At 41.9% G+C, this 20,194-nt stretch carries 19 protein-coding genes; 6 read left to right on the top strand and 13 right to left on the bottom strand.

The genetic code is table 11. The features are described from left to right. Nucleotides 1–101: 101 nt before the first annotated feature. The 3 genes from H1R81_RS12720 to H1R81_RS12710 form a co-directional block, all read right to left on the bottom strand. Nucleotides 102–893: an AraC family transcriptional regulator gene (locus tag H1R81_RS12720; protein ID WP_181841104.1), complete on the bottom strand. Its 792-nt coding sequence runs from the start codon at nucleotides 891–893 to the stop codon at nucleotides 102–104. A gap of 92 nt (nucleotides 894–985) precedes the next feature. Continuing rightward, complete coding sequence (locus tag H1R81_RS12715; protein ID WP_181841103.1) at nucleotides 986–2,035, bottom strand: aldehyde reductase; 1,050 nt, start codon at nucleotides 2,033–2,035, stop codon at nucleotides 986–988. An 85-nt stretch (nucleotides 2,036–2,120) separates the two neighbouring features. Beyond that, the gene (locus tag H1R81_RS12710; RefSeq protein ID WP_181841102.1) at nucleotides 2,121–3,041 is read right to left on the bottom strand and encodes a carboxypeptidase-like regulatory domain-containing protein; all 921 of its coding nucleotides are present in this window, start codon (nucleotides 3,039–3,041) and stop codon (nucleotides 2,121–2,123) included. 158 nt (nucleotides 3,042–3,199) lie between these two features. Between H1R81_RS12710 and H1R81_RS12705 the strand changes: the two genes are divergently transcribed. Both H1R81_RS12705 and H1R81_RS12700 read left to right on the top strand, forming a co-directional pair. Continuing rightward, nucleotides 3,200–4,594: a DUF4038 domain-containing protein gene (locus H1R81_RS12705; protein ID WP_181841101.1), complete on the top strand. Its 1,395-nt coding sequence runs from the start codon at nucleotides 3,200–3,202 to the stop codon at nucleotides 4,592–4,594. Between the two features lie 563 nt (nucleotides 4,595–5,157). Then, the gene (locus tag H1R81_RS12700; RefSeq protein WP_181841100.1) at nucleotides 5,158–6,033 is read left to right on the top strand and encodes a Nif3-like dinuclear metal center hexameric protein; all 876 of its coding nucleotides are present in this window, start codon (nucleotides 5,158–5,160) and stop codon (nucleotides 6,031–6,033) included. A gap of 274 nt (nucleotides 6,034–6,307) precedes the next feature. Here the strand turns inward: H1R81_RS12700 and H1R81_RS27670 are convergent, their stop codons facing one another. The 4 genes from H1R81_RS27670 to H1R81_RS12680 all read right to left on the bottom strand — a co-directional run bounded on the left by H1R81_RS27670 (nucleotide 6,308) and on the right by H1R81_RS12680 (nucleotide 12,348). Then, nucleotides 6,308–8,944: a hypothetical protein gene (locus H1R81_RS27670; RefSeq protein WP_305040909.1), complete on the bottom strand. Its 2,637-nt coding sequence runs from the start codon at nucleotides 8,942–8,944 to the stop codon at nucleotides 6,308–6,310. Between the two features lie 113 nt (nucleotides 8,945–9,057). Further along, the gene (locus tag H1R81_RS12690; protein WP_181841099.1) at nucleotides 9,058–10,155 is read right to left on the bottom strand and encodes a 3-coathanger stack domain-containing protein; all 1,098 of its coding nucleotides are present in this window, start codon (nucleotides 10,153–10,155) and stop codon (nucleotides 9,058–9,060) included. Between the two features lie 360 nt (nucleotides 10,156–10,515). Continuing rightward, the gene (locus H1R81_RS12685; protein WP_181841098.1) at nucleotides 10,516–11,529 is read right to left on the bottom strand and encodes a LacI family DNA-binding transcriptional regulator; all 1,014 of its coding nucleotides are present in this window, start codon (nucleotides 11,527–11,529) and stop codon (nucleotides 10,516–10,518) included. A 177-nt stretch (nucleotides 11,530–11,706) separates the two neighbouring features. After that, on the bottom strand, nucleotides 11,707–12,348 hold the full coding sequence (locus H1R81_RS12680; RefSeq protein WP_181841097.1) for a M23 family metallopeptidase: 642 nt from the start codon (nucleotides 12,346–12,348) through the stop codon (nucleotides 11,707–11,709). A gap of 377 nt (nucleotides 12,349–12,725) precedes the next feature. Between H1R81_RS12680 and H1R81_RS12675 the strand changes: the two genes are divergently transcribed. Beyond that, on the top strand, nucleotides 12,726–13,091 hold the full coding sequence (locus H1R81_RS12675) for a DUF4180 domain-containing protein (RefSeq protein WP_181841096.1): 366 nt from the start codon (nucleotides 12,726–12,728) through the stop codon (nucleotides 13,089–13,091). 35 nt (nucleotides 13,092–13,126) lie between these two features. Beyond that, complete coding sequence (locus H1R81_RS12670; protein ID WP_181841095.1) at nucleotides 13,127–13,480, top strand: hypothetical protein; 354 nt, start codon at nucleotides 13,127–13,129, stop codon at nucleotides 13,478–13,480. A gap of 141 nt (nucleotides 13,481–13,621) precedes the next feature. Here H1R81_RS12670 and H1R81_RS12665 read toward each other — a convergent pair whose 3' ends face one another. The 4 genes from H1R81_RS12665 to H1R81_RS12650 all read right to left on the bottom strand — a co-directional run bounded on the left by H1R81_RS12665 (nucleotide 13,622) and on the right by H1R81_RS12650 (nucleotide 16,541). Continuing rightward, nucleotides 13,622–13,876, bottom strand: a complete 255-nt coding sequence (locus H1R81_RS12665) for a hypothetical protein (protein WP_181841094.1) — start codon at nucleotides 13,874–13,876, stop codon at nucleotides 13,622–13,624. Nucleotides 13,877–14,004: 128 nt separating this feature from the next. Next, entirely contained in the window at nucleotides 14,005–14,706 is a 702-nt protein-coding gene (locus H1R81_RS12660; RefSeq protein ID WP_181841093.1) for a DUF1080 domain-containing protein, read from the bottom strand. A gap of 78 nt (nucleotides 14,707–14,784) precedes the next feature. Then, nucleotides 14,785–15,507: a LytTR family DNA-binding domain-containing protein gene (locus H1R81_RS12655; RefSeq protein WP_181841092.1), complete on the bottom strand. Its 723-nt coding sequence runs from the start codon at nucleotides 15,505–15,507 to the stop codon at nucleotides 14,785–14,787. 14 nt (nucleotides 15,508–15,521) lie between these two features. Then, on the bottom strand, nucleotides 15,522–16,541 hold the full coding sequence (locus H1R81_RS12650) for a sensor histidine kinase (RefSeq protein ID WP_181841091.1): 1,020 nt from the start codon (nucleotides 16,539–16,541) through the stop codon (nucleotides 15,522–15,524). 279 nt (nucleotides 16,542–16,820) lie between these two features. Here H1R81_RS12650 and H1R81_RS12645 point away from each other — a divergent pair, with 279 nt between their 5' ends. Continuing rightward, a complete protein-coding gene (locus H1R81_RS12645; protein WP_181841090.1) occupies nucleotides 16,821–17,654 on the top strand; it encodes a hypothetical protein in 834 nt (277 codons plus the stop codon). 11 nt (nucleotides 17,655–17,665) lie between these two features. Continuing rightward, nucleotides 17,666–18,466 (top strand): sterol desaturase family protein, encoded by an 801-nt coding sequence (locus H1R81_RS12640; RefSeq protein WP_181841089.1) that lies wholly within the window; start codon nucleotides 17,666–17,668, stop codon nucleotides 18,464–18,466. Between the two features lie 221 nt (nucleotides 18,467–18,687). Here the strand turns inward: H1R81_RS12640 and H1R81_RS12635 are convergent, their stop codons facing one another. Together H1R81_RS12635 and H1R81_RS12630 are read right to left on the bottom strand one after the other, a co-directional pair. Next, nucleotides 18,688–19,740 (bottom strand): sugar phosphate isomerase/epimerase, encoded by a 1,053-nt coding sequence (locus H1R81_RS12635; protein WP_181841088.1) that lies wholly within the window; start codon nucleotides 19,738–19,740, stop codon nucleotides 18,688–18,690. A gap of 42 nt (nucleotides 19,741–19,782) precedes the next feature. Then, nucleotides 19,783–20,184 carry a four helix bundle protein gene (locus tag H1R81_RS12630; protein WP_229251119.1) on the bottom strand — a complete coding sequence of 134 codons (402 nt, stop codon included), beginning with the start codon at nucleotides 20,182–20,184 and terminating at the stop codon, nucleotides 19,783–19,785. Nucleotides 20,185–20,194: the final 10 nt, after the last annotated feature.

Genomic DNA, 20,194 nt, shown 5'->3' with positions numbered 1-20,194 from the left:
CGGTTGATGCGCTGTTAGGTAATGGCATCTTTTCGGCAAAACAAATGCATTAATTGTCGGTTTTCTTTGAGTGGACTGTTAATTTTGTGTTAAACTTGTTTTTATACCTTTCCTAAAACCTCGCTTGGGGCAACGCCAAATTGTTTCTTGAAAACGAATGAAAAATGTGAGAGGTCTTCAAAACCTACTTCAAGGTAGGTATCTGATACTTTTTTACCTGTTTTTTCTAAAAGGAAATAGGCTTCATGCAAGCGTTTTTGCATAAGCCAATGGCTTGGGGTATCGCTGAAAATCTTTTCAAAATCACGCTTGAAAGTCGACAGGCTCCGGCCTGTCATATAAGCAAATCTTTCGAGGCTGACATTGAAACGGAAGTTGCGGTTCATAAATTCTTCAAGGTTGATTTTTGAAGGCTCCGTAAAATCGAAAAGAATCGTATAGAGTTCAGGGTTAGTTTTGAGCAGAATCAATAATAACTCCTCTCGTTTGATATCGGCAAAGAGCGGGTCTATTTGTCCGTTTCCATTATAATAGGGGGCTAATGATTGCAGAAAATTGGGTATCAGCGCATCATCTTTTAGTCTTAAAAAAGCATCACCTTTATCGCTTTTTATGATAGCAAACTGGTATTTTTCCTGACAACGTTTCAGGAAGTCTTCATCAAATATCACCACCACTTTTTCAAAGGCATTATCCTGTTTTTGCTTGTTGTAGCGAGCCAGATGGTTTTTACGCACCAGACAACATTCCCCGGCCTCTAATGTTGCATATTTATTACCATCATAGCCATTCATTCTGCCTTTCACGAGGTATAAGAAAAAGTGTTCAGTCACAAATTCCTCCGGCGAAATCTGAGGGCCCAGATAGCATGACGATATTTTTGTAGCCTGCATAATATGCATTTTGTTATTAAAAATTGCATTGCAGCGGTTCAAAATTTTGAACTCCTGCAATGATTTAGGCGAATATATTCGATAGATGCATTTCAATCAATTTCTTCCGAATTGAACCGAAACAAACTATCTGCAGTAGCCAGAAGTGCTTCTTCTTTCGGGCGTGGTTGCCAGCCTAATAGTTTTTTTGCCTTATCGTTACTTGCATTGCGGTATCTGCGTAGCATAGGGGCTAATGCTTTTGCTTGTGGGCTAAATAAGGCAGCCATACGTACTAACCAATCAGGCAATTTTCTGGTAGAGATTTTATCCCCTTTTGTACCTAAATGGCTTTTCAGAAAGGCGGCTATTTCGGGCAAACTCGTAACACCGTCTGATAGGGCTAAGAATCTCTCACCGTTTGCGGCCGGGTTGGTCATGGCTCTGATGTGTAAATCTACTAAATCTCTTACATCTACAATACTGAGCGTCATATTCGGAATGGCTTTCATTGAACCGTCAAGGATTTTCAGCAGCAACTCAAAACCGCTTGATAGTTTAGCAGTAAAAGCCGGACCAAAGATACCAACCGGATTAATGACAGATAATTCTAATTTGCCTCCCTCACGTTCCATAAACTCCCAGGCGGCTTTTTCGGCCATTACTTTTGATTTATTATAGGTTGATAACCCCCGTTCATTGGGGTTTGTCCAGCTTTCTTCCGTAATCACTTTCGAGGTATCTGTATGGCTATAACCCACTGCACCGAAATTGGAGGTCATTACTACCCGCTTTACTCCTGCATTGCGTGCTGCTTCCAGAACTCTCAATGTTCCCTCCACAGCAGGTCTTATCATCTCATTCTCATCTTTCGGGATACCTAAGTAGATAGGAGAGGCTACGTGTAAAACATAGGTGCAATCCTCCACGGCTTTATTCCAGTTGGTATCTGATAGCAAATCAGTTTCTACAAATGTAAGCTTTTCAAATGAATGGATACCGGCCACTTTGAGCATATCTGTTACTTCATTGGTACGTTTTAAAGAGCGTACTGTCGTTCTCACCCGATAGCCTTTTTCTAATAATTGTATAATGCAATGTGTGGCTACAAAGCCTGTTCCGCCGGTTACTAATACCTGTGTATCTTGTGTTAAATCGTTCATGTTTTCTTCTTTTTATGAGGCAAAATTAGGCAGGAAACTGATAGGGAGCTTTGTTGTGAAGTTCAATGTTATTTTGTTGTGGAGGTCATTGCTTCATTCTCTGCCTTTTTAACCGATACCCAAAATCTTTTCCGATACCCAGACTTAATTCGGAAAATGATTTGAGTCGATAATATCTGATGAAGGCCTCGAAGCCTTTAAATCTTCTTGCAAGTTGCCCTTGCAGTTCTATATTGTTTTTAAATATACCTACCTTACCTGAAATTGAACATACATAAGATTTCCATGTTTTTATATAGGTTTCTATCCCAAAAATAGGCCCCGTTGCAGATTGGTTTTCTGTTTTCAGGTTTAGATTGCCATATCCTACCGTAAAATTTAAGGAAGGTAAGAATCCTATTCTCTTGCCAATATTTAAATCGGTTTCAAAGGAGTAGGCTTTAGCACCGAACGTATTATTGTAAGAAACCTCCCGATAATGCCATCGGGCATCCATATCAAAATCGCAGGATACTGCAAAATGTATGAACCCGACTTGTGCATTCAGAAACTGATTATTACGTAAATCTGATTGCAAACCAAAACTACTGGTTAATGTCCCGGCTCCATAGATAAGAGGAAAGGAGAAAGATAATTGTCCGCCCACTGGATTATTCAAAACGCCACTATTGGCATAAATGCCTATTCGTTGTTCATCAAAAAAATCTCTGGTGCAATCATATTTCATTTTGACAAGAAGTTGTGTAGCACCTTTTAAATGATATTCCTGCCAGGCGAATCCAATCGATCCAAAAATTAAGGTAGCATGGGTATCAGAAACATTGATAGAAAAACTACCATCTAATGCGGACGTCGTGCCATTTTTAGTGCCTTTTTCTACAATAGAAACTCCCGGTATAGGTGATTTATCATCACGGCTTATGACTTGTCCGGTAATGGTTGTCTGACTCCAGACTTCCAGGGTTGTCAGTAAGAGTAGAGAAATGAATGTAAACTTTTTTATCACAGGCTGAATTTGTTAGTATAGCTATAGACGAGAAATCGGGGAGTTGTGCTTTGAAGAATTTTAATTGAAGCTAAGTAGGACGCTATTAAACCGCTTTAGTTTTGATGTTTTCATAGTTTTTATTCATATTTAGGATAAAATTACATCAAAATACTCTCATGCCGAACCTACCAAAATTCCTATCTCTCCTTACACTCCTGCTAAGCCATTCTCTCATCAGTTCAGCACAAAACACACCTGCATTTCCCTTAAAACTCAGTGAAAACAAACGGTATCTGATAGATAGCAAAGGGAAACCGTTTTTAGTGAAAGAGTTTTCGGCATGGGGAGCTATACAGGTGCTTTCTGAAAAAGACGAAGGGGCTTTTCTGGATAGTCTCAAAGAGGAAGGATTCAATACGGTGATGGTTTCGGTAGTAAGCAATGCTCCGTCGCAGATGGGGGGTAACCCACCTTACTGGCAGGGGATTTCGCCATTCACTACCAAATGGGATTTTTCGACACCTAACGAAGCCTATTTCAAGCACGTGGATAATTTCTTTACTATGGCGGCACAACGGGGGATGTTTGTGATGGCGTTACCTTTTTATATGGGGTACAGAGGAGATGGCTCGCAGGGTTGGTGGGATGAGTTGCTGAATCCGAATAATAGTCCGGCTAAAATGACTAAGTATGGGGAGTTCATAGGGGATAGATACAAAAATACGCCTAATGTGATGTGGGTAGCAGGTGGCGATAATAATACGGAGGGTGACTTTTATACCTTCGAAATTAATATGCTCAAAGCGATTAAAGCCAAAGCACCTCACCAGTTGTGGACAGGGCATTTTGATTGTAACCTGAGTAATTTCTGGTCGACCCAGAACAAGCTCTATGCTGATTTGATGGATATTGACGGGGAATATGTCTGGACGGAGTCGTTACTATTTGAAGAAGGGCCTCAATATGTTTCTGAATTGAAACAATACAAAAAAGGCAAAATGATTATGCAACTGGATTTGAGTTATGAACATGATGTGCCACACTACGCCGACAACGAGAACTACCAGTGGATGCGCCGGAAAATGTATGACGGTTTGTTGAGTGGTTGTGCGGGAACGTCGTTCAGTTCAGGGGAAATGACTAATCAATGTTATAGTTTTAAAAACTGGAAGCCCTTGATGAACACCCGGGGTATGAAACAGGTAGCGCATTGTTTCCAGTTATTTGATGCCCTGCCCTGGCATACGTTTGTGCCTGATGAAACCAATCAGATTATTATTTCAGGCAGGGGAGAGTTCGGGGCTTTGGATTATGTATGTGCGGCGATGTCGGCCGATAGAAAATACTATATAATGTATATTCCGAAAGGGCATCCGATTAATGTCAATGTAAAAAATATGTCGGGGAATGCGATGCGGATGCACTGGTATAATTCGGGTTCGGGACAAGCATTGAAAATAGGCACTGTTCAGCCCAGAGAGCGTTTTGGCATAGTACCACCCTCAGAAGAAGACTGGGTGATTGTTTTTGATGATGATAAGGATTTTAAGATGCTGAATCTAATGAAGTGAGGGACAGCTTAATTCTGATGTTTCGACAGAGGTTTATCTGCTCCGGAAAAGCCTCAGAGTCCCCTTGCCTGAATTGTGCCTGCACACACGGGACTCAGTCGCCAGAGGTTTATCTGCTCCGGAAAAGCCTCAGAGTCCCCTTGCCTGACTTGTGCCTGGACACACGGGAGACTCTGAGGAGACGAAGGGGACTCAGTCGCCAGAGGTTTATCTGCTCCGGAAAAGCCTCAGAGTTCCCTTGCCTGACTTGTGCCTGCACACACGGGAGACTCTGAGGAGACGAAGGGGACTCAGTCGCCAGAGGTTTATCTGCTCCGGAAAAGCCTCAGAGTCCCCTTGCCTGACTTGTGCCTGCACACACGGGAGACTCTGAGGAGACGAAGGGGACTCAGTCGCCAGAGGTTTATCTGCTCCGGAAAAGCCTCAGAGTCCCCTTGCCTGACTTGTGCCTGCGCACACGGGAGACTCTGAGGAGACGAATCGTGTCCTATAGTGAACATTGTGGCAAAATTGTATGATGGTATTCAAAAAAATATTAAATTAACCTGACATTCTCCCAAACCATGAAAAGAACCGAATTTATACAGAAAAGTTTTCAGGGATTATTAGGCTTAGCCCTTTTAGAGGCTGTTTCTACTAATGTTTTCGGTGCTGAAAAACTGACCGTTCAGCAGATTATTGATACTATTCTGAAAAATTATGCAGGTGAACCTATCAAAAACACTAACGATACCATCAAAGCCGGAAGTGCGGATATGGTGGTGACAGGCATAGTAACGACGATGTTCCCGACTGTAGAGGTCATCAGAAAAGCGCATGACATCGGGGCGAATTTTCTGATTGTGCATGAGCCTACCTACTATAACGGAAGTGATAACAAAACGCTCGTAGCCAATAATACACAGGTGCAACTGAAAGAAGAATTGTTGCAGAAACTGAATATGACTATCTGGCGGTTTCATGATTATGCCCATGCCATGCGGCCTGATTTTGTGAGTTATGGGGTTGTCAGAAGTGTAGGATGGACGCCCTATTATGAGAACAGTCCGATACTGAATATTCCTGAGACTTCATTGAAGAGTCTCATACAGCTATTTAAGAAAGGACTGAAAATCAATCATATCCGCTATATTGGCAATACTGATAAACCTTGTAAAAAAGTAGCCTTGTTGCCGGGTGCATGGGGAGGCTCAAGACAGATGTCGACCTTAGTCAATCAAAAGCCTGATGTAATTATAGTGGGAGAAGCTGTTGAGTGGGAGACGGTAGAGTTTATCAGAGATTGCCAGAGTTTAGGTCATGAATCTGCCCTGATAATTTTAGGACATAGCGTAAGCGAAGAACCGGGAATGGTCTATTTTGCCGAATGGCTCGGAAAAAAAATCCCTGATTTGAAGGTAACACATATACCGTCTAACGACCCTTTTAAATGGGACTAAAAGTGTATCACGATTTTTTAAATTGTTTTTCAAAGATGTAATTAATAAAAAAACAAAGAGGTTGTCTAAAAAGTCCAGAGTCGCAAAATATTATTTGGCTAATCTCAACCCGCGCGGCGTCCGCCCACACCCTAAATCCCTCTCCCCAACTGTGGGGAGAGGGACTTTTTAGCCCTTCCCCATTGTTGGGGAAGGGTTGGGATGGGGTCTTTTCCAAATATTATTTGGCGTAAAAACCTTTTTAGACACTCCCTTTTGTTGTATAAATCGAATCCTAATACAAATTCTCTGGATTACTTGTCTGAATAAGCTTGATTTTTCCGGTTGAGCCTGCTACCGGAGTGGTAATACTTGGCTGACCACCTATTGAAATTCCGGCACTTCCACCATCACCGCCACAAGCACCTCCGGCACCTGCCGCGGTAGAAGTTACACCAGTTTGAGAAGTATCGTTTAATCCGGCACCTCCACCAATAACGCTAACAGTACCCTGAGTTATAGTTGGTGAAGCAAAGATAACAATGCCTCCACCGCCACCGCCGCCACCTGGCCGGCCATTGGCCGTTGTTTTAACAATTCCATTAGAACCTTTTCCGCCTTTGGCATTCAAATTACCAGAGTTACTGACAGAAGTTTTTGACAATAATACTATTATACCGCCGCCACCGCCGCCACTTCCATTAGCATTAGAACCTAAATCAGTTGTAACTGCGTTGCCTCCGTTAGCATTAATTGTACCACTGCCACCAATAGTAATTGCACCTTTGGCATAAATGGCAAAAGAACCACCACCTTCACCAGCAGTATTGCCAAGACCCGTTGCAACCCAGGCTCCACTTGAGCCAGCATACTGAGGGATATTGATCAGACCAGAGATACTGGCCTCGGAAATTGCCTTCGAGTACTGATCAAGCGTTCCGGAAAAATTCCTGGTTATGCCTTTTTCGGCAGGTAAATACGTGGGAACTTCAGAACCTTCAACCGTTATCGTTCCACTAATTGAAACAGCTCCGGAAGCTCTCAATTTGGTTCCGGTTGGTACTGTAAATGTTACTCCGCTATTGACAGTGATGGTAGTAAACTGATAATTTGCCGAAGCTGGTGGAGAAGTAACCCAGTTGGTATTACTTGAAATGGTCAGTGCTCCGGCAGAACCATCGCCATAGATATTTACAGCATCTGAACTACCCCCGCTTATTGTAACCCATTGGGTATTATAATTAGTACCATCTATTTTAGAAAGCACCTGGTTAGCCGTTCCGCCAGCAGGCACTCCTTGTCCATTACTACCTGTGGCACCTGTATCTCCAGTAGCTCCGGTAACGCCTGTGCTCCCTGTTGGTCCTGTTGATCCTGTCGGTCCGGTTGGTCCAGTGGCACCTGTATCTCCTGTAGCTCCTGTGTTACCTGTTGATCCTGTCGGTCCGGTTGGTCCAGTGGCACCTGTGTCTCCTATAGCTCCGGTAACGCCTGTGCTCCCTGTTGGTCCAGTAGGTCCAGTTGCACCATTTATTCCATTCGTGCCAGTAGGCCCGGTTGCTCCGGTAACGCCTGTGTTCCCTGTTGGTCCTGTAGGTCCAGTAGCACCATTTATTCCGTTCGTGCCAGTAGGCCCGGTTGCTCCGGTAACGCCTGTGCTCCCTGTTGGTCCAGTAGGTCCAGTTGCACCATTTATTCCATTCGTGCCAGTAGGCCCGGTTGCTCCGGTAACGCCTGTGCTACCCGTTGGCCCTGTAGGTCCAGTAGCACCATTTATTCCATTCGTGCCAGTAGGTCCTGTAGCTCCTGTAACCCCTGTGTTTCCTGTTGGTCCAGTAGGTCCAGTTGCACCATTTATTCCATTCGTGCCAGTAGGCCCGGTTGCTCCGGTAACGCCTGTGTTTCCTGTTGGCCCTGTAGGTCCTGCTGCGCCATTTGCACCATTCGCGCCAGTAGGTCCTGTCGCTCCGGTAACGCCTGTGTTTCCTGTTGGTCCAGTAGGTCCGGTTGCACCATTTATTCCATTCGCGCCAGTAGGTCCTGTCGCTCCGGTAACGCCTGTGTTTCCTGTTGGCCCTGTAGGTCCTGCTGCGCCATTTGCACCATTCGTGCCAGTAGGCCCTGTCGCTCCGGTAACGCCTGTGCTCCCTGTTGCTCCTGTAGATCCGGCCGCACCATTTGCACCATTCGCGCCAGTAGGTCCTGTCGCTCCGGTAACGCCTGTGTTTCCTGTTGGTCCTGTAGGTCCTGCTGCGCCATTTGTACCATTCGCGCCAGTAGGTCCTGTCGCTCCGGTAACGCCTGTGTTTCCTGTTGCTCCTGTAGGTCCTGCTGCGCCATTTGTACCATTCGCGCCAGTGGGCCCTGTAGCTCCGTTCGTTCCTGTAGCTCCTTTTGCTCCCGTAGGACCCTGTGCCCCTGTTGCCCCGATAGGTCCTTGCGGACCTGTAGCACCGTTAGCCCCAGTAGGACCCTGCGCTCCTGTTGCCCCTGTAGGTCCTTGTGGGCCTGTAGCACCTGTAGCCCCCGGTGTACCACTGGTGGCAGCATATAAAGCATAAGGTACGCTCATCATCTGGCTTGCACCCAGATTTATGTAATTGCTTCCGGCGTTGGGGTCAATTTCTACCTGTAAAAATTTACTACCATTAGCCCAGTTTATGCTGCCGAAAGTTCCGGTCTGTGGTGTGCCGTTTCCTACGGTCAGGGTAAACAAACCCAGATTACTTGTTGTGGTAGTATGGGTTTCGGCATAGACTACCGAACCATTGATACTTCCTGTAAGAATGCTGAATCTGACACTTATATTCTGAGTCACAAGCACATTTCCGCTATTGTTTCTGGCAATAGCCTGATAAGGAATGCCCGGAGGTGCCTGAGCCTGAAGCACTATCGGAATCATAAATAATAGCAAAAGGATATTTTTCTTCATAAGCTATTTAGTAGTGATAAGTGAATAATTAGTTTGTGGTAATTCAATATGTTTATAGGTCTCAAAAAAACTGCTAAGTTTTTCTTGCTGAAAAGACCATACGTGTTCTGGAATTAATGATTGATACAGGTCTGAATCTGTGCTTTAAAGACGCCGCCTGTCTGGGTTTCAAAGCCGGGAGTTAATACCACTGCGCTGCCAGCCTGATAGGTTATATTAGAGGTATTGCCTACTTTGTTACCTGCACTGATGGTGCTTACCACTTGTTTGATTTCGGTATTGCCTGTCAGGTAGTCGTTGTCAGGACTTTGAAAGTATGCGTTCTGAGGATTGATTGTTAATTGAGAGATGGTTGGGTTTCCGGCATAGACCTGATTGGATGATACAACACGGATGAGGTAATTGTCTCCTTCGGAAGCAGTAGTTGGGATGGTACAGTTGACTACTCCTGCCGCGTTGGTAGTGCCTATGACAGTGGGATTATCGAATACGCCCTCGGGGCTGGAGAGTTGTACCTCAAACTGATTGCCCGGGTTAAAAGTGCCTGTGGTTGAAAAAGTTACATTGACGTTACTTCCGGCACAGATATTGGGTGTTGAAAGGCTTGGCATGGAGATGGTAGCCATGTTGCCCACCACAGTAAAATGTGTTTCAACAGGGCCGTAGGTAAGGCCGCCACCTTTGTTGTCTTCGGCATATCCGGTTACGGTAAGGGTATAATTGCCGGGTATGAAATTCCGGCCATAAACATTGTTGCCTAAATTATCGAACAGGGCACTTGGCGGCACATTCTGGATTATGTTCCAGTTAAGCTCAGGCCCTTGAATGTTCATTTCAAAACTTCCTATCGGTACATTGCTGCATACTCCGGTAACCAGAATAGATACCTGCTCTGGAATCTGATTGATGGTCATGCCGTTTACAAGAGGGAATAAATTCTGATAGGGGTTTCCTGCTTTCACGTACTGATAATCGACTACACTTACGCAGATACTTGTGTTTTGCTGAAAGCCCTGTGTGGCAGACAGGTTTGCTCCGTTTAATCCGGTGATAAACGTTTCACCTAATGTCCAGGATACTTGTAAATTACCCGTGGCAGCATAACCACCTGCTGAAGCAATGACTTTTGGGGAGAGTTCGACCTGCGCCTTTAAGGTGTGTATAAACGTGAGGAACAGAAGGCATATTAAACTGGTAAAGAGTCTTTTCATATAAAAAAGTTATATTACAGGCAGTAAAAAAAATGCCCGTTAAGGAATTATAAAAGTATGTAAAGGGAGCCTTCTGAGTGTAAGTCGTGTGTGAATGACGCAAATGTATAGTAAATACCTGCCCAGAATAAATCTGATTACGGAACTGATGGCATATATAAAATAGCAGTTATAAATTAATGATAAAGCATATCATAGAGTATAAATACTTATGATTGTGCTGAAATATACTCAAATGTAATGAAGCCCAATTGGAATGTCAAAAAAAATACAATTGATTTATTGAGCGTACTGAATTCTTGGAAAAGTACAATGATTTTGTCTCAAAACCGTTTTTTCAGGAAATTTTCATTCTGAATATTAACGTCTAAATGAGGAAGTTCTCACGATTAAGTCTACAGGGAAAACGATGGTCTGGGGTTCAGTTCTTTTGTCATCAGACGTGTCCATCATATTGAGCAGGTGATGAATGATAGTAGATGAAATTTGCTTTACGGGTTGCTTGATTGCTGTAATGCCAGGATTAAGAACATCATACAGGAGGTGGTCATCAAAACTCACAATTCCCATTTTTGCGTATTTCCCATCTAAGTGACTAAGAGCTTTCAAACCACTCAAAGTCAGGAAATTAGTACTGAAAAATACAGAGTCCAGTTCTTGGTTAGTTGTCAGGAATTGGGTGATTTCATGGGTTATCTGCTCGTAATCAAGTTTGTAGGGTAGTTTTAATATATGTTTATTGAGATGCCGGGATTCTATAAAACTGCTGTAGCCTTCAATGCGTTCATTCTGGCTGTATAAGTCGAGTGTGATAAAACCGATGTTACGGAATCCGTTTTCATAGAGGTGTCTGGTAGCTTCAAAAGCACCCTGTTTATTATCTACAACTACATTAAAGGTATCTAATTCTGGAAAATGGCAGTTGAAAATAACCATAGGTCTGTTATCCGACCTGAGATCTGCAATGGTATCTTCAATGCCTGTAATTGGCGAAATAATAAAACCGTCTACGTTGCGGTCGTTCAATAGTTTTATGACTGATTTCATCTGGTTCAGTTCATTATTTGAACTTGCCACAATGAGGGTGTATCCGGCTTGCAAGGCAATTTTTTCTATCCCGCTGGCTACTTCCGAAAAGAAAGGATTGTTGATGTCTCCTACAATCATGCCAATGGTTTTGCTTTTTCCGGTACTTAAACTACGGCCTAAATGGTTGGGCTGATAGCCGATTTCTTTGATATAGGTTTCGATTTTATGAATGACCTCCTTGCTGATTCTTTTCTCTTGGCCTTTGCCATTCAATACAAAAGATAGGGTTGTGACAGAAACTTGTAGCTCATTGGCCACATCGTAGATAGACCTTTTCTTTTTCAATGCAGATGGTTTGATTTAATTTTTCAAAAGTAGGAAGAATTTTTGGTTTTTTGCATAGCGCCTGTTGCAGAGGGAATGGTGCAATGGGGGAAAATGTCACAGCTCTATTAAAAAAAGAGGGCATAGGGAAGAAGGTTAAGTTTTAACCCTCTGCTCCATGCCCTGCGCCCTGTGCTCTTAAGCCAGTTTGCCTTTCTGTTTCCAGAGTAAGGTGATTCCTTCTGATTCAAAATCAAGAAACAGAAAATCGAACGGGTCGATGTACTGATTGTTTTTCTTTAATGTATAATGCAGATGCGGGCCTGTTACGGTACCTGTGGCACCTACCTTACCAATTAACTGTCGATGAGAGATTTTCTGACCTCTTTTGACAGAGAGTTTGCTTAAATGGCCGTAAATTGATTCAAATCCGTACTGGTGTTTGATTTTTACATAGTTTCCTATGTCTTTTTTATATCCTGCTTCTACAACCACACCTTCTCCGGTAGCATATACTTTATCTCCTGTGCTCCCTTTCAGATCAATACCTCTGTGAAACTTCGTTACTTTATGAACGGGATGGTTGCGTGAACCATAAAAGGAATTGATGTGAATGTCTTTGTCTAATGGGTAGCCTGCGGGGATTGCCTGTACGTAGTTTTCTTTGAAAGGGTCGCTGTAAATGTAGCGCAGAATGTCATTTACTTCGAGTAGTGAACTTAAACCTTTCCAGTTGTCTTCTTTGATTGTTTTGATTGGATTGTTAAGGGCAATGTTCTGGGAAAATCCTGATGTTATACCTCCAAAAAGCATTAAAAATCCTAATACTGTTTTCTTCATTCCTGACTGTTTTTGTTAAAAGATTTGCAAAAGTAACCAATTTCTATGAAACGCAACAAATTATATTATTATTGCATGGTCGAATAAATTGGACAATTTTTAGTTGTAAAGGTTTAATGAGTAGTTGAGTTTTATTGAGATTTGTATATTTTTGTTGGGATTTTGTCTGCAAACTTAGTAATATTTGCGTAATTATTTATTTTTACGTATAGTGTGTATTATCGCTATCATGGTTTTTATTGAGATATTAAATTGTATTTTACCAGTATATATACGAAACGCCCAGAGAGGGGCTGTTCTATGATATGCCATATGTACGATCAAATGCTGAGATAGTATCTTATCTTTGATTTTAAATTTACTGAATAAGCAAAAAGATGAATATTGAGATAACAAACCATAATGGTGTTTTTGTGGCCGAACTGATAAACAATGAAGAGATTTTGATAAAAGATGTGCAGGATGCGTTGGATATTATGGCCAATGCGGCCTACGCTGGTGCAACGACATTAATTTTTCATCAAAAAAATATAACGCCCGATTTTTTTGATTTAAAAACCGGAATTGCCGGAGAGATTTTACAGAAATTCTCAAACTATCAGATGCCCTTAGCCATTGTTGGTGATTTTTCTGAATATACCAGTAAAAGCCTGCGTGATTTTATTTATGAAAGTAATAAGGGCGGGAGAGTGAACTTTGTTGCAAGTTTGGAAGAAGCAAAGGAGAAGTTGGGGAGGAAATAAAAATAGTAAGCTTCTCAAAAAATAGAATCTGAATTATGAAATTGATAGCATATCTTTTCCCGAAAAAAGTGAAGCCTGACTGGGTGAATTACCCTGCTGAACTGAATGAATTAATCAATTCAGGACAAACAGATTTAACACCCTGGCGTTTGCTTGACAAAGAATTATCTGTCAGTATAAGTGCATCACTTAAAAAAAGATATAACAGGCAACTATTTCCATTTGCCATGAGGAAAAATAATGATGATGTTGCCTGTTTTGAAAAAAATTGTGGTGATAAAGTTAAAATCATCCACGACTTTTCCTCAAAAGGTTGGGAAAACGAAGGTGAGTTTCCGAATTTTAATGATTGGCTTGCTGAAGTTAAAAATGAGATGAGGGATTGGTAAATGATTTAATGATTAAAATTGGAAGATAAGCTTTAGGAGTGGATGATAAATATAGCCAAGAAGCAGATGTTTCAGGCAAAAGAAAAGTTGCATAAGAAATGACAAACTTCTCCATTACCTGAATCAGAATTGCAGACCTATTTAAGTCGTTTTTGATTTTGTGATGACAATCGGTACACAATTTTTTGGCTGGCAATCTACCTTGGCATTATCTGATTGAGAGGAGCCTTTTAATGTATCGTTTTCTTTAGACATTGCGGGCTTTTGTAAAGGCTTTTCGTTTAAAGGTTTATCTTCAGTAAACCTATTGGCTGAGGCAGAAGAAACGCTGATAAATAGTGTAAGAACGCAAAAGCTAATGCGCATGTTTAAAAAGAGGCAGTTCTGAGTTTTCATTGTATTGTTTTGATAAAATATACAGCAATCGTATTAAGTATTCAGGATTAGTCTATCAAAGACTATACCAAACAATAAAGCCTGTCTCTTGAAAGAAACAGGCTTTATTATAGAAACCAGCAATTTTCTTATATCTCTCTTACTTTAAGATTTTTAAACCATACTTTATTGCCGTGATCTTGTAGTGCAATTTTACCTTTAGCATATTTTCCGAAACCTTCCCAGGTTTTGAATTTGCTGTTGGCAACCATATTATCCCAACCCGGTCCGGTCAAATCAAACTGAACGGTTTGTTTGCCGTTTAGCCAGAATGTACCTTTATTGGCTTTGTGGTCAATTCTCATTTTGGCTGTGTTCCACTCACCTGCAGGCTTTACTATATCAAAAGAAGTGGGCGGAATCATATCATACAATGAACCTGCTTTGTGATTGCCATCTTTACCAGCTTTGGCATCAGGGTGTCCCTCGTCGTCTAATACCTGCATTTCAGGGCCGGTAGAGTATGGGCAGCAGAATTTTTTATCTTCAATTACTCCCCACATTACGCCACTATTGCCTTTTTCAGAGATTTTCCAGTCCAGTTCCAGTTCAAAGTTTTCATATTCTTTGTCAGTAACCAGGTCTCCGCCGCCTCTGCCAACCAATACCATAGCACCGTCTTCAACCTGCCATTTGTCTGAAACAGGCTCGGTTTTATTATAGGCATGCCAGCCCGTGAAATCTTTGCCATTAAAAATAGATACCCATTTGCCTGGTTTATTAACAAATGCCGTAGTAGCGCAAGTAATTATAACTGCCAGTAACGCTACACTTAACTGAATTTTTTTCATGTAGATATTTAAGATTGAGGTTGATTTGAATTCAAAAGTACGTAATAAATCAAAATCATCGCAAGTGAGAGAAATATATTATTCTTCGAGCTGCAAAGCGTTCATTAAAATTTCTTTATAGGTAGCGCCGATAGGGATGAGTTTTTTATGGATTTCTACCTGATTGCCAACAATCGCCTGAATTTTATCGAGGGCTATAATATAAGATTTATGCACTCTTAAAAAGGTAGACCGGGGCAGGAGCGTTTCTAAATTGCGGAGCGATTGCAAAGTGATAATCCGGTTGTGGGGTGTATAGATACTCACGTATTCTTTCAGCCCTTCAATATAAAGTATTTCGTCGAACCTGACCTTTACCAGTTTGCCATCTGATTTTACAAAAAGTTGTCGGGTTTCATTGCTTTCGATAGGTGTACTGGCAGATTCTTTATTATTCGCCTGAAACGATAAATAATGGGCAGCCTTATTGACGGCCTGAACAAACCGCTCGAAAGAAAAAGGTTTCAGCAGGTAATCAACGGCATCGAGGCGAAAGCCCTCAAGGGCGTATTCAGAATAAGCAGTTGTAAAAATAACTACGGGCTTTTGTTGCAACGTATGCAGAAACTCCAGCCCCGTGAGGTGCGACATTTGTATATCCAGAAAAATCACCTCTATTTTTTCTTTTTGTAGCATGCTCATGGCTTCAATGGCATTTTCGCAAAGGCTCACCAGCTCTAACTGTGGTAGTTTCTGAATATAGTTTTCGAGGAGTAACCTGGCCATATATTCATCGTCTATTACGAGGCATCGTATTTTCATAGGGCTATTTAAGCTTATGGTGTTATTTTTAGTTTTACGGCAAAGCTTTCTTTTGTTTTTCTTACTTCAAGCGAATGCTTGCCGGGATATATTAATTCCAGCCGCTGCCTGATATTCTGTAAGCCTATGCCACCTACTTTATCTTTCCTGTCTGTATTTTCAAGTGTACTGTTTTCTATCGTAAATTCTATCAGTTTATCGGTAATATAAAGACGGATACGGATAAAACCGTCGGGTTTTGACAAAGAGCTATGTTTAAAGCTGTTTTCCAGGAAATTGATAAACAACAGGGGCTCAATCATTACGTTTGTGCTTTCATTCTTTACCTCAAACTGTACTTTTGGTCGGTCTTTGGGGTTCAGGATATGTAAATCAATACAATCTTTCAGGTAGTTTATTTCTTTTTGCACCGGCACTTTAGGTATATCAGATTCGTAAAGCATATACCTGAGGATGCCCGAAAGTTTTAATAGCATAGGTGCGCCTTCATCTGATTTCAGATAAACCAGTGAGTAAATATTATTAAGTGTATTGAACAGGAAGTGCGGATTAATCTGTGATTTCAGGAATTTCAGTTCGGCCTCCAGTTGTGCCTGCCTGAGCCTGCTCTCTACCCGGATTGATTTAATCCGGTCGTCGAGCAATCTGAAAAGTGAACTCAGAACCCATATCATGAGGTAAGACAGGCTGATAAGGCTTACCTGCATCTGAGGTTTGTTCTGGATTCGGGTTTCGAGAATGGCGTTGCTTAAAAACTGCTGCTCCAGTAAAACTCTTGTGGTTATAAACCCAACGAGAATCAGGATAGTAACTACAAAGTAAAGAATGAATTTTTCTTTCAGGAAGTACCGGGGGATACAATAAAGCCAGTTGATGTACCCAAAAAGGAAATGCAGAATGAAATTTACTGTAAGCCTGACCGATACATCTTCTGGCGACATCAGATTGAGGAATGTATAGCCTGTGGCAAGCAGGTATGTGAGCCAGAAGCCCACATGAAACATCCATAATTGTATCTGAAATTTTTTCTGCATAAGTGCCGGATATGGTACGCTAAAATTAATATACTTCTCTCAAAACACAGACTTTTATTCAATCAACATCTGCTATCTATCAACAAACAGACCATTTTTTTCAATATTATCTTAAAACTTCCCTGAAATCATCATCTTGAAAAAACAGTGGAGTTAGTAGATGAAATAGCAAGGTTGGTTGAATAAGTTTTATGGACGTCAGGATAGTGAGCAATTTTGTGTCATCCTTCGGGAAACAAGTATTTATTAATCAAATCATTCTGATAATCAATGAAAACCATGAATCGTACTAACTTATTTTTTATGCTGTTAAGCTGTTTTGCCATTTGTTCGTCGTGCCAGCAAAACGAAGTAGAACCGACAACTGATAACGAGACACAGCTCAATCAGCTAATGCCCATGATAGAAAAACAAATGCAGGCACAGGAGGCTATCAAAAGCATACTGGCTTTTGTGCAGGAACTAAAAGGCCAGTATCTGCCTAATGGCAGGGCTACTGAGCAAGCGGCTGCTACTTATGACAATGTACCTGCCTGCGCTAAAGTAACAACCGATGTGAAAAACAAAACCATTACAGTAGATTTTGGTACAGGGAGCTGTAAAACTCCGAACGGGCAAACTACTGCCGGGCAATTAACACTAACGATTGTGAACCAGACGATAAAAGTGGAAATGAAGAATCTGAGGCTTGACGACGTAAGTCTGAATGGTGCCATGGAAGTAGGGGGAATGTATGCCAAGACCTCAACCCCCGAGATTTCGGTAATTGCGACTAATTTGCAGGTAAGCTATAATAATTCTACTTCAACCTTTAATATGAATCTGAAACAGAAATGGCAGGCGGGTTTTGGTACACCACAGAGCCAGACCGATGACGCTTTTCTGTTGAGTATCAATGGCAATATGGTGGTAAGTGAGGGAAATTTTGATGTAAGCACCCAAAAAGATTTACAGTACAAAGGCTCGTGCGACTACATAACCAGCGGCATTGTACAGTTTAGTAAAACTGATTTAACGGCCCGGATTGATTACGGAAACGATACCTGCGATAATAAGGCGACAATTACTGTGGGGAGTTATACAAAAGAAGTAAATTTAGATGATTTATATTAACCATTAACGATATGAACGCTTTTGAACACCTTGATATAACAAGCCGGTTTCTGATAGGTTTGCTGATTCAATTAGTCAGGTATGGTTTGGTGGCGGGGATAGCTTATTATCTCTTTTATGTAATAAAGAAAGAGCAGTGGTTTTTTATGAAAATCCAGAAGCGTTTCCCGAAGAAGACGGATATTCAGCGTGAGGTATTATTCTCTTTATTGACAATGCTGATATTCGGACTGGTGGGCGTGTTGATAATTCTGATGCGGAAAATGGGCTGGACTCAGATTTATACCGATTTTTCGGCGCATAGTGTGGCCTATTTTTTTCTGAGTATCGGCATTGCGATTTTTGCCCATGACACTTATTTTTACTGGACACACCGCATGATGCACCACCCGAAGCTTTTTCCGTATTTTCATAAAGTACATCATTTATCGCACAATCCATCACCCTGGGCGGCATTTGCTTTTCATCCGCTGGAGGCTATTGTGCAAGCGGCTTATATTCCGGTTCTGGTAGTAATAATACCGTTTCATCCGCTGGCAATGGTAGTATTCATGCTCTGGATGATGGTATTGAATGTGCTGGGGCATACAGGTTATGAATTTATCCCGGAACGATTTCATGATACCTGGCTGGGACGGCTGCAAAATACGCCTACCCACCATAATATGCACCATCAGCTGAATAAGGGTAATTATGGCTTGTATTTTAATATATGGGACAGGCTGATGGGAACGAATTTCAGAAATTACGAAGACGCATATCATAAAAATATCAGCCAGAAAGCTGAAGAAACCCAAAAAGTAGCATATTGAGTAAAAACGGGGGTGTCTAAAAAGGTTTTTACGCCAAATAATATTTGGAAAAGACCCCATCCCAACCCTTCCCCAACAATGGGGAAGGGCTAAAAAGTCCCTCTCCCCACAGTTGGGGAGAGGGATTTAGGGTGTGGGCGGACGCCGCGCGGGTTGAGATTAGCCAAATAATATTTTGCGACTCTGGACTTTTCGCCCCTTCGTTTCTTTATAGAAAGCAATTAAATGCCCAATGCCTTACGGTTCACTTTCTCGTCGGCACCGGTAGCCGCGAAATCATCAAATGCGCGGGTTGCTACCTGAATGATGTGGCTTTCGATGAATGGTGCGCCTTCGGCCGCTCCTTGTTCTGACGATTTGATGCAACATTCCCACTCCAATACTGCCCAGCTATCGTAGTTGTATTGAGACAATTTGCTGAAAATGCCTGAGAAATCTACCTGTCCGTCGCCCAATGAGCGGAAACGTCCGGCACGGTCAGCCCAACCGGCATAACCGCTATAAACGCCCTGACGGCCTGATGGATTGAACTCGGCGTCTTTTACGTGGAAGGCTTTGATGCGGTCGTGATATAAATCTATAAATGCCAGGTAATCTAATTGTTGTAGTACAAAATGGCTTGGGTCGTAGTTAATACAGACACGTTTGTGGCCTTTCAGGTAATCAACAAACATTTCGAAAGTTGAGCCATCAAAAAGGTCTTCACCAGGGTGTAGTTCATAACAATAATCCACGCCATGTTCGTCAAAAACATTCAGGATTGGTTTCCAGCGGCGGGCTAATTCTTTGAAAGCGGTTTCGATTAATCCGGCAGGGCGTTGTGGCCACGGATATAAAAACGGCCATGCCAATGCACCTGAAAAACCAACATGAGAAGTTAAGCCCAAATTCTGCGAAGCCTTAGCCGCCCAGATTAGTTGCTGCTCTGCCCATTTGCGGCGCGCTTTCTCATTGCCGTGTACCGAAGCAGGGGCAAAGGCATCGTACATGGCATTATAAGCCGGATGAGAGGCTATCAACTGGCCCTGCAAGTGCGTTGAAAGTTCTGTAATGGCCAGACCTTTGTCGGCCAGTTTACCTTTCAGTTCGTCGGCGTATGTTTTTGATTCGGCTGCTTTTTGCAGGTCAATCACACGGCCATCCCAGGTTGGTAACTGGATACCCTTGTAGCCTAATCCTGCCATGTAGTCGGCAATGGTATCTAATGAATTGAAAGGGGCTTCATCGCCCATGAATTGTGCTAAAAATATCGCTGGTCCTTTTATTGTTTTCATAAATCTAATTACGAATTAGTGAATAGTGAATTAGCGAATAATTCAGCCATTCATATAAGTGTTTTTTCTTGATTTTGATAAAATTAGTAGTACTTCACTACTATCGCTAATTAAATTACTAAGTTTTTCTTGTTTAAAATAATTCAGGTCAATAAGCATTTCCAACCAGAATACAGATTCATCTATTTCTTCGATGACAATACTTATTTTTGCATAAAATTCATTCTGACTTCTGGCTCTTCTTACAGCTCTGTAATTAGCTGCTGAGGATGAGGAAGACCGGACTAATTGGGTTTTAAATACATTGGCTTCTATCTTATTAGGAAGAGACTCTGATACTTTAATACATCTAATTGCAAAAGATTTAATTCGCTTCATCATAAACTCAGCAAATTCTTCTTTCGGCATATATGCGACCATTCCCTCCTCAAGAAAAAAACTCATGGCAGTGTTA

The sequence above is a fragment of the Emticicia sp. BO119 genome (genome assembly GCF_013912375.1).
Taxonomy (GTDB): Bacteria; Bacteroidota; Bacteroidia; order Cytophagales; family Spirosomataceae; genus Emticicia.
This window is presented reverse-complemented; position numbering and strand designations above follow the sequence as displayed.

Excerpts from the sequence above, each read along its gene's own strand:
- H1R81_RS12660 (WP_181841093.1), bottom strand. The coding sequence starts at position 14,706 with ATGAAAAAAATTCAGTTAAGTGTAGCGTTACTGGCAGTTATAATTACT.
- H1R81_RS12675 (WP_181841096.1), top strand. The coding sequence starts at position 12,726 with ATGAATATTGAGATAACAAACCATAATGGTGTTTTTGTGGCCGAACTG.
- H1R81_RS12640 (WP_181841089.1), top strand. The coding sequence starts at position 17,666 with ATGAACGCTTTTGAACACCTTGATATAACAAGCCGGTTTCTGATAGGT.
- H1R81_RS12655 (WP_181841092.1), bottom strand. The coding sequence starts at position 15,507 with ATGAAAATACGATGCCTCGTAATAGACGATGAATATATGGCCAGGTTA.
- H1R81_RS12690 (WP_181841099.1), bottom strand. The coding sequence starts at position 10,155 with ATGAAAAGACTCTTTACCAGTTTAATATGCCTTCTGTTCCTCACGTTT.
- H1R81_RS12720 (WP_181841104.1), bottom strand. The coding sequence starts at position 893 with ATGCAGGCTACAAAAATATCGTCATGCTATCTGGGCCCTCAGATTTCG.
- H1R81_RS27670 (WP_305040909.1), bottom strand. The coding sequence starts at position 8,944 with ATGAAGAAAAATATCCTTTTGCTATTATTTATGATTCCGATAGTGCTT.
- H1R81_RS12715 (WP_181841103.1), bottom strand. The coding sequence starts at position 2,035 with ATGAACGATTTAACACAAGATACACAGGTATTAGTAACCGGCGGAACA.
- H1R81_RS12635 (WP_181841088.1), bottom strand. The coding sequence starts at position 19,740 with ATGAAAACAATAAAAGGACCAGCGATATTTTTAGCACAATTCATGGGC.
- H1R81_RS12670 (WP_181841095.1), top strand. The coding sequence starts at position 13,127 with ATGAAATTGATAGCATATCTTTTCCCGAAAAAAGTGAAGCCTGACTGG.
- H1R81_RS12650 (WP_181841091.1), bottom strand. The coding sequence starts at position 16,541 with ATGCAGAAAAAATTTCAGATACAATTATGGATGTTTCATGTGGGCTTC.
- H1R81_RS12645 (WP_181841090.1), top strand. The coding sequence starts at position 16,821 with ATGAATCGTACTAACTTATTTTTTATGCTGTTAAGCTGTTTTGCCATT.
- H1R81_RS12700 (WP_181841100.1), top strand. The coding sequence starts at position 5,158 with ATGAAAAGAACCGAATTTATACAGAAAAGTTTTCAGGGATTATTAGGC.
- H1R81_RS12665 (WP_181841094.1), bottom strand. The coding sequence starts at position 13,876 with ATGAAAACTCAGAACTGCCTCTTTTTAAACATGCGCATTAGCTTTTGC.
- H1R81_RS12705 (WP_181841101.1), top strand. The coding sequence starts at position 3,200 with ATGCCGAACCTACCAAAATTCCTATCTCTCCTTACACTCCTGCTAAGC.
- H1R81_RS12680 (WP_181841097.1), bottom strand. The coding sequence starts at position 12,348 with ATGAAGAAAACAGTATTAGGATTTTTAATGCTTTTTGGAGGTATAACA.
- H1R81_RS12630 (WP_229251119.1), bottom strand. The coding sequence starts at position 20,184 with ATGAGTTTTTTTCTTGAGGAGGGAATGGTCGCATATATGCCGAAAGAA.